At 59.8% G+C, this 13,225-nt stretch carries 11 protein-coding genes and 2 pseudogenes; 3 read left to right on the forward strand and 10 right to left on the reverse strand.

Annotated elements, in window-relative coordinates; all coding sequences use genetic code 11:
• Window positions 1–58 precede the first annotated feature (58 nt).
• A complete protein-coding gene (gene fdhA / locus JUI81_RS22635) occupies window positions 59–1,258 on the forward strand; it encodes a formaldehyde dehydrogenase, glutathione-independent (protein WP_018927872.1) in 1,200 nt (399 codons plus the stop codon).
• Between the two features lie 50 nt (window positions 1,259–1,308).
• Here the strand turns inward: fdhA and JUI81_RS22640 are convergent, their stop codons facing one another.
• From JUI81_RS22640 to JUI81_RS22655, 4 genes and pseudogenes are all read right to left on the reverse strand, one after another.
• Window positions 1,309–3,678: a hypothetical protein gene (locus tag JUI81_RS22640; RefSeq protein WP_204125074.1), complete on the reverse strand. Its 2,370-nt coding sequence runs from the start codon at window positions 3,676–3,678 to the stop codon at window positions 1,309–1,311.
• A 61-nt stretch (window positions 3,679–3,739) separates the two neighbouring features.
• Complete coding sequence (locus JUI81_RS22645; protein ID WP_019649017.1) at window positions 3,740–4,489, reverse strand: ABC transporter permease; 750 nt, start codon at window positions 4,487–4,489, stop codon at window positions 3,740–3,742.
• Window positions 4,490–4,506: 17 nt separating this feature from the next.
• A pseudogene (locus JUI81_RS22650) lies at window positions 4,507–5,499 on the reverse strand (ABC transporter substrate-binding protein); the annotation flags it as partial.
• Window positions 5,496–6,335 carry an ABC transporter ATP-binding protein gene (locus JUI81_RS22655; RefSeq protein WP_204125075.1) on the reverse strand — a complete coding sequence of 280 codons (840 nt, stop codon included), beginning with the start codon at window positions 6,333–6,335 and terminating at the stop codon, window positions 5,496–5,498. The gene JUI81_RS22655 and the pseudogene JUI81_RS22650, both read right to left, overlap by 4 nt.
• A gap of 135 nt (window positions 6,336–6,470) precedes the next feature.
• Between JUI81_RS22655 and JUI81_RS22660 the strand changes: the two genes are divergently transcribed.
• Window positions 6,471–7,214, forward strand: coding sequence for a GntR family transcriptional regulator (locus JUI81_RS22660; RefSeq protein ID WP_019578600.1), 744 nt, complete (start codon window positions 6,471–6,473; stop codon window positions 7,212–7,214).
• Here JUI81_RS22660 and JUI81_RS32265 read toward each other — a convergent pair.
• The 5 genes and pseudogenes from JUI81_RS32265 to JUI81_RS22680 form a co-directional block, all read right to left on the reverse strand.
• Window positions 7,202–7,309, reverse strand: a pseudogene (locus JUI81_RS32265) (aldehyde dehydrogenase family protein); the annotation flags it as partial. The gene JUI81_RS22660 and the pseudogene JUI81_RS32265 sit on opposite strands and share 13 nt — an antisense overlap.
• 10 nt (window positions 7,310–7,319) lie before the next feature.
• Window positions 7,320–8,168 carry an alpha/beta fold hydrolase gene (locus tag JUI81_RS22665; RefSeq protein ID WP_204125076.1) on the reverse strand — a complete coding sequence of 283 codons (849 nt, stop codon included), beginning with the start codon at window positions 8,166–8,168 and terminating at the stop codon, window positions 7,320–7,322.
• A 34-nt stretch (window positions 8,169–8,202) separates the two neighbouring features.
• Window positions 8,203–9,495: an FAD-binding oxidoreductase gene (locus JUI81_RS22670; protein WP_204125077.1), complete on the reverse strand. Its 1,293-nt coding sequence runs from the start codon at window positions 9,493–9,495 to the stop codon at window positions 8,203–8,205.
• 57 nt (window positions 9,496–9,552) lie between these two features.
• On the reverse strand, window positions 9,553–9,975 hold the full coding sequence (locus JUI81_RS22675) for a RidA family protein (RefSeq protein ID WP_033062030.1): 423 nt from the start codon (window positions 9,973–9,975) through the stop codon (window positions 9,553–9,555).
• Between the two features lie 34 nt (window positions 9,976–10,009).
• Window positions 10,010–11,149 carry a tyramine oxidase subunit B gene (locus JUI81_RS22680; RefSeq protein ID WP_028940842.1) on the reverse strand — a complete coding sequence of 380 codons (1,140 nt, stop codon included), beginning with the start codon at window positions 11,147–11,149 and terminating at the stop codon, window positions 10,010–10,012.
• A gap of 185 nt (window positions 11,150–11,334) precedes the next feature.
• On the opposite strand from JUI81_RS22680, the gene JUI81_RS22685 reads away from it, so the two are divergent.
• Complete coding sequence (locus JUI81_RS22685; RefSeq protein ID WP_019649022.1) at window positions 11,335–12,162, forward strand: helix-turn-helix domain-containing protein; 828 nt, start codon at window positions 11,335–11,337, stop codon at window positions 12,160–12,162.
• An 89-nt stretch (window positions 12,163–12,251) separates the two neighbouring features.
• Here JUI81_RS22685 and JUI81_RS22690 read toward each other — a convergent pair whose 3' ends face one another.
• Window positions 12,252–13,193, reverse strand: coding sequence for a helix-turn-helix domain-containing protein (locus JUI81_RS22690; RefSeq protein WP_018927862.1), 942 nt, complete (start codon window positions 13,191–13,193; stop codon window positions 12,252–12,254).
• Window positions 13,194–13,225 lie beyond the last annotated feature (32 nt).

A 13,225-nucleotide genomic window follows, 5' to 3' on the forward strand; every position in this document is an offset into this window, starting at 1 on the left:
CGCGACCCTTCGCAGTACAAGGGCCGTGTTCTCACAACAACAAAAGCGAGGTGAAATCATGTCTGGTAATCGTGGTGTCGTGTATCTCGGCGCAGGCAAGGTCGAGGTGCAAACCATCCCCTATCCGAAAATGGAAGACCCGCGCGGCAAGCGCATTGACCATGGCGTGATCCTGCGCGTGGTTTCGACCAATATCTGCGGCTCCGACCAGCATATGGTGCGTGGCCGGACCACGGCCCAGGTCGGGCTGGTGCTTGGCCACGAGATCACCGGCGAGGTCATCGAGAAGGGCCGTGACGTGGAAAACGTGCAGATCGGTGACCTGGTATCGGTGCCGTTCAACGTCGCCTGCGGCCGTTGTCGCAGTTGCAAGGAGCAGCACACCGGCGTCTGCCTGACGGTCAATCCGGCGCGCCCCGGCGGTGCCTATGGCTATGTGGACATGGGTGACTGGGTTGGCGGCCAGGCCGAATATGTGTTGGTGCCGTATGCCGACTTCAACCTGTTGAAGCTGCCCGACCGCGACAAGGCAATGGAGAAAATCCGCGACCTGACCTGCCTCTCCGATATCCTGCCGACCGGCTACCATGGCGCGGTGACCGCCGGTGTCGGCCCTGGCAGCACGGTGTATATCGCCGGTGCCGGTCCGGTCGGACTGGCTGCCGCCGCCTCCGCCCGTCTGCTGGGTGCGGCGGTGGTGATAGTCGGCGACGTCAATCCGCTGCGCCTGGCGCATGCCAAGGCCCAGGGCTTCGAGATCGCCGACCTGACCCTGGACACTCCGCTGCACGAGCAAATCGCCAACCTGCTCGGTGAGCCGGAAGTCGATTGTGCGGTCGATGCGGTCGGCTTCGAAGCCCGTGGCCACGGCCATGACGGCGCGCAGCACGAGGCCCCGGCCGATGTGCTCAACGCGCTGATGGGCGTGGTGCGGGTCGCCGGCAATATCGGTATCCCCGGTCTGTATGTCACCGAAGACCCGGGTGCGGTCAATAAAGCCGCCAAGCATGGCAGCCTGAACATCCGTTTCGGCCTCGGCTGGGCCAAGTCCCACAGTTTCCACACCGGCCAGACCCCGACGATGAAGTACAACCGTCAGCTGATGCAGGCGATCATGTGGGACCGGATCAAGATTGCCGAGGTCGTCGGCGTGCAGGTGATCAGCCTGGACGACGCGCCGCGTGGCTACCACGAGTTCGATGCCGGGGCGCCGAAGAAATTCGTCATGGATCCGCACAAGCTGTTTACCGCGGCCTAAGGAATGGGTTGGGACAAGGGCAGCTTTGAGCTGCCCTTTTTTATGGCCGTTTATAACGTAAGAAACAGCGCCGAGGTCCAGACTCGGGATTGATCGCGCTGCCGGGCGCAGATGAATAATGGATGTTCACGCCCCTGCTCCAGATTCAACCGGGCAAGCTCGATTTGCCCTTGCAGTTCACGAGGCAGCGGCGCAGCGGTTGTCCTTTCGAGGGACACCTTCAACTCCGCGCCCGGCAACTCTTCACTCACTTGCGATTGCACCAGCAACTCATCGCCGGACAACTCCATCAGCACCGTCGGCGCATGCACGTAAGGTTGCGGTTCAGACGGGTCGCCGACCTTGATGTAGTTATCGATGCGGCTATGAACCTGCAGCGTGGCGCCGGCCAATTGCGACAAGTCGATTTCGATGCTGTCGGTGTCGCCGTTGGTGTCGGTGCGAAAGGCCAGAACCGTTGCATCCTTGCGCCATACAGTTTGTTCGGGGTGATCGAGACCCAAGGCGCGAAAGCCGTTGATGACCGCACCCGTCACGCGAATCTCGCCGGTCCAGTAGGCGCCGCGATAACGGTCCTTGATCCTTGCGCCGCCCAGGCGCAGACGAATACGTTGGCTGGAAAAACCCAATTCCTGATGCAGGTTGCGCGACCAGATCAGTTTGTCGCCATCGAACAGATCGACCTGCTCCCAGCCCGCCTCTCCGAGCAGTCGATAGTCCAGCGTGGCATTTGCATCGGCGGTGAACACTTCACCCATGAAATGCTGGCCCTGGCGCAGGCTGGCAAATGAACGCTCGCCGGTGGTGGCAAAAGTGCGACGGGCGCGAAGTGCCTTGCCGACACTGGCTCGATCGAAGGCCTCGGCCACCACGCCAGTCAGCCCGCCACGAGAGCCGAACACCGCCGTGGCCGGAACACCACCGCCACAACGCCCCTGATGCTCATCGCTGTTCGCCGCGGCACCCACTCGATAGCCACGCTGAAGCGCTTCGGCGTAGACCCAATGGAACTGCCCCCAGGCCGAGCCGACCTCGATCAGGCGCTCCAGCTCCGGATGGTGCCAGTCGAGGTTGCAACGGCGTCCGCCGACGTGAGGCATCATCAAATGCCCTTCGGGGTCCTTGGCATAGGCGGCATACAACTCATCCACCGGCCAGGCACCCGGCTTGATGGTGCCGGCGGTGAACTCGTTCCACTCGAAAGAACGCACCAGCCGACCTTGATTGTCGAAGGGAAACTCGGGTTTGCGGTCATGCAGGAACACCACATTACGGTCACCACCCGCGCAAGAGTTGCCGCACCATTCGGTGCCGGGATAGCAAACAAATCGTCCTGGTTCATTGAGTTCGTGAATCAGGTTGACCGCCTGATCCCAGCGCTGCTCAGTGATATTGAAATCATTGGCGGTGTAACCGAGGACATCGAGCCCGGCGACATCGCGACCGTAGCTGAGGTTGTACAAGGTGTCGTTGGTGCCCACCGTGTCATCGGAGTGCACATGCAGGTCGGCGTACAGCGGGCGCAATGCAGTGCCGGCCGGATCGACAGTGACAAACGCCCGAGCGGCACGCACAAAAGGTGCCGCCACCTCGGCCGACAAGCGCCACTCCCCCACCGCACCGAGATCAAAACCCTCAAGCCGGGCAGTCGCCCAACCTTCAGCCGCCAGGGTGAACGGTTGTTGTCGCTCCCCCCCTTCGGGATCAACCAAAGTCAGGACACCTTGGAGCGGCAAGTTGCGGCAGGTGTTGCCCCAGGCATCATCCACCCTGAGCAGTACGTCGAACGCCTCACCCGCGCTGACCAGGCGAGGCACGATCAACTGCACGCTTTGCGCCGGTCCCGGCACGATGTTCAGCAGCGGGTCACCCGGCACCTCGGCAAATTTCGAGCTGCCCAGCGGGTCGATGAACAAACGGAAACGGAAGTCCTTCTCGACAAAACTCTGCACCCGCGTACCCGCGCCGCCCTGACGACGATCGCCCAGGCGAATGATTATTTTGTCTCCCGGATTCAGGTAACCGTCGATGATGTCGATGATGATCGCTTTCTGAAACGGCCGTTCATGCCCCTTCTGGTCGAAGCGCACTTTCAGATGCTGCACAGAGGCCTGGCTCTGGCCAGGGACCAGCTCGCCTGCCTGATATTCGGCGCTGACATAGTTGGGGCCAGTCGGATTCGAGGTCTGGAACAAGGCCCAGTCGGAGTAGAACTTGAAGGCCAGTTTCAGCCAGGCGCCGTCCGCAAGGCCGCTGCCGCCGACCTCGTAGACCAAGGTGATTTCATCCCATTGGCCAGCAATCAGCGTGTCACGATCACAGTGGATGCTGCCCAGAAACGGGCGTTGTTTGTTGCGTTCGTAGAGGCCTTGAGGGGCAATGTAATACCCGGCTTCGCGGGGATCGAAAACGTTACTCACATGACACCTCGTGCAGTGGTCCACTGAAGGTTTGAAGGGGGTTGAAGTCAAATGACGATGCTTACTGCACTCGCCATTTCTGGTAATGACGCTCGATACGCCTGAACACAAAACTCTCCATCAGCCAGGCAATCAGGCCGATCACCACAATGCCCAGCAGCACCTGGCTGCTGTTGCCGATCTGCCCACCCGTCGACACCATCCAGCCGATGCCCTGGGACGCACCGATCATTTCCGCCGCGACCAATGCCCTCCAGCCCTGGCTGAAGCCGATGCGCAACGCCGCCGTCACGAAGGGCAGCGAGGCCGGCAGGTAAACGTGGGCCAGCAGTTGCCAGCGGTTGGCGCCCAAGGTGCGTGCCGCACGGACTTCACCGCCGCGGATACTCTGCACGCCCTCCTGAATGGTCACGGCCATGGGGAACATCGCGGCAATGAAAATCACCAGCACGATGGAGACATAGCCCAGGCCGAAAATGATCATGATCAGCGGTGCCCAGGCGATCGGCGGGATGGCCATGAACAGGCTGTTGAGCGGCGAGCTGAAATCGCGAAAACGCGAGGACAGGCCACCGGCAGTACCCAGCAGAATCGCGACGATCACCGCCGCGCAAAAGCCGCCAACCTCTTCAAGGACGCTGGCCCGCAGGTGCTGCCACAGCGAACTGTCGCCCAGCCAGCGCACAGCCTCGCGGGCAACATCCCATGGCTGCGGCAGGATGTAAGTGGGAAAGCGGCTGGCCAGGGCCATCCAGATCAACAGCAGGAATGGCAGTGACGCCCATCCCCAATTCGGTTTTGGCAAGGACATGACAGACTCAGTGCGAGGCTTTTTTGCAGGTAGGAGGTATCCACGATCTGTTCGGTCTTGAGCGTGGTATCGATAAAGCCCAGGTCGTGGGAGTAATTCATCAGGCGCTGGATGAATTGAATATCCGCAGACTGCAAGTCCGCTGACCAGCCCAACCGGGTACGTGCCTGGGCGACGATGGCTTGCGGGGCGATGGTCTTGCCGTCTACGCCTTGCACCGCTTCAAGCTTGAACGCCTCGGCGATGATTCGATTCGACTCATCGGGGTGCTCGTTGAGAAAGGCGATGGCCTTGCGGTGCGCACGCAGCAGCCTCACCACATCGTCCGGTCGCTCCTGCAAGGTTTTCGGTAAGGCGATCACCACGTACCAAGGGTAATTCGGCAGCGCCTGATTGACGTCGAGCAGGATCCGGCTCGACCCGCGCAACAACGACTGGCTGACAAAGGGTTCCCAGGAAAACGCCGCATCGACAATGCCGCGCTCCAGCGCCGCGTTCATATTGCCGGGTGGCATGTCGATGATGTCCAGATCCTTGTCAGGATTGAGACCGGCCTTTTCTTTCAGCACATAGCCGCGCAGCAGCACATCCATGCCACTGCCCTTCTTGACCCCGGCCAGTTTTTTCCCCTTGAGTTCATCCAAGGCGGTAACCGGACTCTTGGCGTCGACAATCACCGCAGCCTGACCGTAATTGACCTTGGCCAGAATCCGGCTTTGCAGCCCCCGGGAAAACCATTGATACACCGGCGGCGTACCGACATAGGCCACATCCAGCTCGCCAGCGGCCAGCGCCTGCTGGATTACCGGACCATCGCCCAAGGCCTTGAGATCGACATTCAAGCCTTCCTCGCGGTAGTAGCCCTGTTTGTCGGCGATCAACGCCGGGGCGTTGGCCATGGCGAATACGTAACCCACACGCAAGGGTTTCTCTTCGCCAGCCATGGCGAATACGCTGCTTGCCAAGGCGGCAACAGACAAGGAAAGGGCAAGCAGCGAATGTTTGATCATGCTGTCAACTCAGGTTGGCGGGTTGGGTAAGCGGAGGCTGCAGGCACTTCCATGACCTGGGAAATACGCTCCATCAGCTCATTGCGGTAATCGAGAAAGGCCGGCAACCGGCGGGTTTCGAGGTTGGAGCGAGGGCGCGGCAAATGAAAATTCAGTTCGCTGTGGATACCGCCGGGGGCGATGTTGAGCACGATGACCCGATCCGCCAGAAACACCGCTTCGTCGATATCGTGGGTAATGAACAGCACCGTCTGACCCAATTCAGCCCAGATGCACAAGGTCTCTTCGTTCATGCTGTTGCGGCTGATGGCATCCAGTGCAGCGAATGGCTCATCCATCAGCAACACGCTGGGCTCCAATGCCAGGGTCCTGGCCAAGGAAACCCGCTGCTGCATGCCGCCAGACAGCTGATGCGGCAACCGATGCGTAGCATTCTCCAGACCGACCAGGCGAAGGTACTGCAAGGCTTGAGAACGCTGCTGCGATTCGTTGATCCGAGCCGCCATTCGCAGGCCGAAACGGACGTTTTCCAAGGCGCTCAACCAGGGAAACAACTGCGGCGCCTGGAACACATAACCCAACTCCGAACGCTCTGGACGAACCGCCGTCTGGTTGATACAGATCTGACCACTTTGCGGTTGCACAAAACCTGACAACAAGTTCAGCAAGGTGGTTTTCCCGCAGCCGGATGGCCCCAGGATCGCGACGAACTCACCGGGCCTGGCGTTCAGACTGAAAGAGGAAAACACGCGATGCCCATTGGGGTAGCTGAAGCTGATGTCATCGACCGTCAGCGCATCGGCTTGCTGCTGTGCGTAAGGGAGGGTTTTGAACATGGCAAGTGTCGTCAGGTCGTTTACAATGGGATTGCCTGACATAATACGTATTAATACAAGTAGTCCCAATAACCTATTTTTATAACCTTAGAAGTGAAGGCGTACCGCCCTCCTCCAAGGCCATGGAAACCGACAGTGTCTACGTCTATTCTTCGCGACAGCACCACCTCACTCTACGAGCAGATCGCCCAGCAATTGCTGGAAGAGATTCAACGCGGCGACTTTGAGCCAAGCGGCAAGCTGCCGTCAGAAGCAGAGCTGGGTAAACGTTTTGCGGTGAGCCGCGTCACCGTTCGCCTGGCGGTGGGCAAACTCAGCGACGACGGCGTAGTGGAGCGCAAACAAGGCAAAGGCACCTTCGTGGCGGCCAAACAGGTGCGGCACGGCCTGGACGCGTTGCGTAGTTTTCATGAAGCCTTGTTGCTGCAAGGGCTCGAACCGAGCATGCGCGTCATCAGCCATACCCTGCAGCCGGTTCCAGAGGCGTTGCGTGGTTTGTTTGAAGAAGCGGACGACTGCCTGCTTCTGGAACGACTGCATTTCGTCGATGACGAACCCATCGCGCTGGGCCGCAGCCATTTACCGGCCGAATTGGCCAGCGTGGTCTGGACTGAAGTCGAGCATCAACCGATTTACTCCATTCTCGAGTCGATCACTGGCATGGCGGTCACCCGAGCCGATCTGGCGATCCGCGCGCAAGAAGCCGATAAACACCTGGCCAGTGCCTTGCACATCAAACGTGGCGCGGCACTGCTGGTCATGGAGCGCACCTCCTGGTTTGCCGACGGCCGCTGCTGCGACCGTACGACCTTCTACATCCGCCCAGAACGTTATGCCTTTGTCTTGAGTGGTGTCTTCAAGTCCAGACCCGCCAGCTGAATCAGTGCACCCGCAGGAATGCCCGCCTCAATCGCCAATTCAACCCGACGCAAGGCGGTCAATGGGGTTTCCATCGCCGGTTTGATTCTCACCGTGCCGTGGGTTTCATTGGCCCGGGAGCTCAAGACTTTTGAGAAAGCCTGCGACCAGCGCGTTGAACACCTCGCCTTGATCATCGTGTACATAGTGACTGGCGCCTGCGACCTCCACCGTCCGCACGTGCGGATTGCTGGCGCTCATCGCCTGCAGCATCGCGGGTGGCAGAAAGTCCGAGCGGCCGCCGCGAATGAACAGGGTCGGGCAATCCAGCGCGCGTACCGCCGGCCATAGGTCCGTCGGCTCGATACTCAGGCGCGCCTCGGCAATACCCTGCTGATCATGGCGCCAGGTGATCACGCCATCGCTCTCTTTCATCGAATGAGTGAGCCTTGATGCCAGGCCCTGTTCCGACAACCCAGGGCGCGAAGCCTGCCAGAATGTGCGGGCCGCCTCCCAGCTATCGAACTGCAAAGGCGTCTGGCTCATTTCGCGGCGAATGCGCGCGGCGCCATCGCCCTGGATTGAGGAGCCGGGGCCGATGTCCTCGATCATCAAGCCAATCAATCGCCCCGGATTTTGCCGCGCATATTCAAGGGCGTTGGCGCCCCCTAATGAGTGCCCCAGCAATACAAAACGCGACAAGCCAACATGGGCGACCAAGTCCTCGAGGTCCTCGACATACGACTGCGTGTGGTAGCTGCCGGGCGCGGCCCAGTCACTCAGTCCTCGACCGCGCTGGTCCAGGGCATAGATGCAGTAGCCTGCACCCAGAGATTGCACCAGCGATTCCCAGGTTTGGGCATAAGCCCGCAAGCCATGCAATAGCACCAGAGGCACACCGGTGGATTCACCCCAGCGCAAAAAGTGCAGGCGCAAGCCAGATCGGTTGGTAAAGAAACAGCTGTCAGAAGGCATCGTTTGGTTCCTTATATGCGTGGCTTCGACCGACCTAGAAACGATCGAACCGATAAGGGCTTGGATCAATGATCGGCGCATGACCGCTGACGAGATCCGCGGCGAGGTGACCTGCCGCCGGCGACGTGCCGAAGCCGTGCCCCGAGAAGCCGGTGGCCACGGTCAGCCCCGGAATCTGCGCGACCGGCCCAATGACCGGGTTGGAATCCGGCGTGACGTCAATAGTGCCTGCCCAGGCCTGGGCAATCCGGGCCTGTTCAAATACCGGCCAGGCCGCAATGAGGTTGTTCATCGCATCGTTATTGAGCCGCGGGTTGGCGGCCGGGTCCTGCACCCTGACGCGCTCGAACGGGCTGACACTGTCGGATTTCCAACGCCGGGCAAGCGCCAGGTCATTGAAAAAAGGCTTGCCCAACGACACGTTCAGAACGCTGCGTTGCGCACGGAACTGCGGCATGTATTGCTTGGCGAGCAACAGGTGGTCGAGGGTCAGGAAGGCATCCAGTTTGCCGCGCTGGGTAATGATGAAGCCGCCGTCCTTGTGCTTGCGAAACGAAAAATCCGGTGCGCCGACAGCAATTTCCGTCGGCCCCTCCATTGGGTGAGTACGTAGCACCGAGCAGGTCAAGGGCAAGGTCGGCAACGACACACCGAGGTTGCCCAGAAAACGCCGTGACCACATCCCCCCAGCCAGCAGCACATGATCACAGCGAATCTCACCTTGCTCGGTGACCACGCCACTGACCGTGCCGGCGGACATCTGCAGCGTCCGAACCGCGCACTGCTCGATAATCACCACACCCAGGTCCATGGCGGCCTTGGCGATAGCGCTGCTTGCCAGCGTCGGTTCTGCACGCGCATCGGACGGCGTGAAGATGCCACCGGCCCATTCACCCACGCCACCGGGCACCAACGCGTCAATCTCGCGCTTGCTGAGCAGCCGTGAATCCAGCGACAAATGCTCCACCGACTTGAGCCATCCCTCATGCATCGCCATCTGCGATGGGTTGCGACCCACGAACATGATGCCCTCCTGGCGATACCCGACATCCGCCCCTACCCGCTCAGGCATCTTTGCCCACAGACGGTCAGCGGCGAGGGCAAGGGGGATATCGGCCGCATGGCGGCTGGTCTTGCGTACCCAGCCCAGGTTGCGTGACGACTGCTCGCCGGCGATACAACCTTTTTCCAGCACCACCACCGCAATATTGCGTTCGGCCAATGTCAACGCTGCAGTCAGGCCGATAATCCCGCCGCCAATGATGACGACGGAGGTTGCGGAAGGAAACACGGTAGACGTTTTCACGGGCGCTATAGTGGGTGCCATGATCAAGACTCGGTAAACGAATGAGGTAGGCCACGCCTGCGCATGGCCGCGTGACAGTTACTGCGACAGTCGAATGACTTCAACTTGCGCCTTCGACGCGTTGCGATACGCCGTCACTTCCAGCTCCACCTTGTAGACCGTCGACCCCAAGGGCGGACAGGTGACGGTGCTGGCAGGGTCAACGCCGCGAAACTTTTCGCCGATCAGGGCCATCACGGCAGGTACGTCCTTGGGGTCCTGGATGAACACCCGCGAACACACCACGTCCGCCAGGCTCGCATCGACCGCCGCCAGGGCCGCCTCGATGTTGGCGAATACCTGATGGGTCTGTTCGAGGATATCTTCCGGGATCAGCTTGGTTTGTGGGTTGCGGCCTGCGGTGTTGGACACGTAGATCCAGTTGTCCACGACCACCAGGCGCGAATAACTGGCCTGATCTTCAAACGGGGAACCGGTCTTGAGCTTGATGATGTTTGTCATGTGGAATGCCTCTTCAAAATAAGTGATGGCTGGCTTAACGCAGAACCGGGGTTTCCCACAGGTTCAAGGTGACGCCGATGCCTTTTTCGATGGCGTTGCGGTAAACCACCGTGCCCCAGGCCACGTCTTCCACGGGCATTCCGCCCACCGACATGATGATGATTTCTTCATCGTTCCTACGGCCTTGCGCGGCCCCGGCGATGATCTTGCCAATGTCCTCGACGTCTTCGAGCCGCATCTTGCCTTCGGCAATCATGTCCATGAAGCGCACGCCAATCACCGGCACGCAGTGATGCGCAGGCTTGGGCAGTTCTTCAAACCAGGCTTGGTAGAGACCGGTGTTGTCCAGCACCTTGCGTACGTCGCGCTGTTCCATCCCGTCGTCAAGGGAGCAGGATGCAGGCATCGCGAGGAAGGCACCTGGCTTGACCCACTCGCGCTTCACAATTGGGTAGGTTGTGGGATCACCCACCTCACCGGAGCTACAATAAGTAACAAGGTCGGAGTCACGAACCACCGCTTCAAGGGTGTCGACCACTTCGATCGTGGTGACCTGCGGATAGGTTTCCTTGACCCAGGCGATAAAGTTATCGAGGCTCTTCTGGCCACGACCCTTGATCTTCAGTGTGTCGATATGCGGGCATACCGCGATGAATGCCGCCAGTGTGGTCTTGCCCATCACACCCGGGCCGAGTAGGCCGACGACTTTCGAGTCCTTGCGTGCCAGGTGGCGCGCGCCCACGCCGGGAATCGCACCGGTGCGGTACGCGGACAGCAGGTTGGCCGACATATGGGCCAGCGGTGCGCCGGTGTCGGGGTCGTTCAAGGTAAACATCAGAATCGAGCGCGGCAGGCCTTTTTCGCGGTTGGCGATATTGGAGCCGTACCACTTCACGCCTGCGGTGCAAAAGCTGCCGCCCAGGTAGGCAGGCATGGCCATCATGCGTCGGTCAGCCGTGGGCTTGGGCATGTTCGGGAAGGGTGAATCCTGCGGGAAGATCACCATCGCGCCATGGGAGTCATTGTTCGGACCGGCCATGCGATAGTCACCGGCATAGAGCAGGCCGAACATCTCCTCCATGGTGTTCACGCACGCCAGCATGTCAGTCACGCCCGCGCGGATCATGTCCTGCTCGGAGAGGTAGATGAAGTCGATTTTTGTATTTGTAGACATAGTTATTCTCGGGCTGAAGGTGATATCGCTGCGGTAGGCGCAGCTCCACGCTGTCGACCTCGAGTATCAGGGCGCGCTTTTCGGCGGTATTGTAAATTTCGGACATGCCCGATTGACCGGCGCGCAACAGTTGGCGTGATTAATGCGTGAAAACTTCCGTATCGCTGCTCATCGAAGGTGCAACCATGATCAAACAGTGCGCGCCGCCTCCCAGGCACCACACTGCGAACGAACAGCCCTGGTTCGTGCTCAACTCTTCACGGTATTCGGTCATGCCCTCCGAACACCCGGCGATCTCGCATTTCTATGCCTTCGATGTGGCTCAATCAGCCAACCTGCTGGCCGTGCCGGACGGTTGCGTGGATATTGTTTTCGACTGTGATGCAACACGCCCTACCGCCCGGATCTGTGGCACGCCGCTGGCTGCCCAAGCGGTCGAGTTACACCAGAACCATCACTACTTCGGCGTGCGCTTTTCACCGGGCGTCATTCCCGGATTTATCAATGTGCTGGCCGAGGAATTGACCGAACGGGAACTCGACCTGCTGGAGGTCTCGGGGTTCGCCCAGCGCATCTTCGAAAATATCGTTCAAGCACCACTGCTGGGCGATCAGATGCGGCTGTTCAACGACTACCTCGCCCCCCGCCTGATGGGGAGAACGTCAGCACTCACGGCCATGGTCATTCAGCAGGCGCTGCGCCACCGCGGTGATATTCGTATTCAGCAACTGGAAGAACTCAGCGGGTACACCAGTCGCACGCTGCACCGACAGTTCAGCCAGGACACTGGTATGTCACCCAAGACCTTTTGCCGAATCATCCGCTGCCAGGCAGCTCTGGACACCCTCAATACCCAACACGATGTATCGTTTTCGGAGCTGGCCCTCGACCTGGGCTTTTCCGATCAATCGCACTTCCTGCGCGACTTCAAGAAACTGGTCAGTACAACGCCTTGCGACTATCAACGCCAAATGACCCAGAACGCCTACACCGACCGGATCAACTACGCCTGACCCTCCCTTTCAAAATTTCATGAGCGCTTGAATATCAGCCTGGAAAAGGAAATCGGGTGGGAGGAAAGCGTCAGCCGCACATGAGGTCTTTAGCGCATTGCCCTGAGCGTTTCAGACGGTGACTCGCCGAACAATTGCCGGTAATGCGCGGCAAAGTGGCTCAGATGAAAAAAGCCCATCGCCATCGCGATCTCACTGATGTTGTGAGTGCAGGCAGAGGTTGTGATCAAGCGGCGTCGCACCGCGTTGAGGCGTAGATTGCGCAGGTATTCGACCGGACGCATTCCGGTCACTGCCTGAAAACTGTTCTGCAGGGTCCGGCGACTCACCCGCAGGTGCTCGCACAGGTCGAGAATGCTCAGTGGTGTATCACCGCTGGCATCGATCAGCTCTTGGCAACGCTTCACCAGGTAAGCACTCACGGCGAAATTACCGCGACGACAACGTACCTCATCGGTGGCGTGGCTGAACAAATCGAGGAACGCGCCGAGCAGTTCTTCCTCCAGCATTTTCTCGGCGGTTGAGTTGATAGCGTCCGTCTGTTCCAAAAGGTGATGAAACAGCGGGTGGATACGCTGACGTATTCGCAACAGTAACGCGTCATCCACGCTGAGTTGGGACGTGGTCTTCAGGCGCTTGAGCTGATCGTCAGACAGTTCGAAGGCCGCCAGTTTGGCGAAGCGTACCGCGTCGATATTGAGCGCGAAGAAGTGCATGCCTTCAGGGGCGTGCAACACAAACTCCTCGCCGTCACGCAACAGTACCACGCTGTGAGTGCCCACCTGTTGCCCCTGCACCACCGGCGCGCAGCCTAACGACATGGCTGCGCACAGCCGACCTTTTGGCGCATAGCCGCGCTGTACCACGCGTTTGTCCAGCACTTCCTGGAAGATTTGGAAGCGGTCAGAGGACAACTGCCGCAGCTCACTGGTCAGGCAGCCACGGCCGAGTTGGTCATACACTTGCCGCCAGCCCTGGATGGAGCCAGCGTGTTGTTGAGGGTCATTGAAGGTTCGAACTTCAGCAAGCATGGTCGTCGTTCCTCGGTGGCCCCGTTTGTTTA

This window comes from Pseudomonas sp. 008 (genome assembly GCF_016861935.1).
GTDB lineage: Bacteria > Pseudomonadota > Gammaproteobacteria > Pseudomonadales > Pseudomonadaceae > Aquipseudomonas.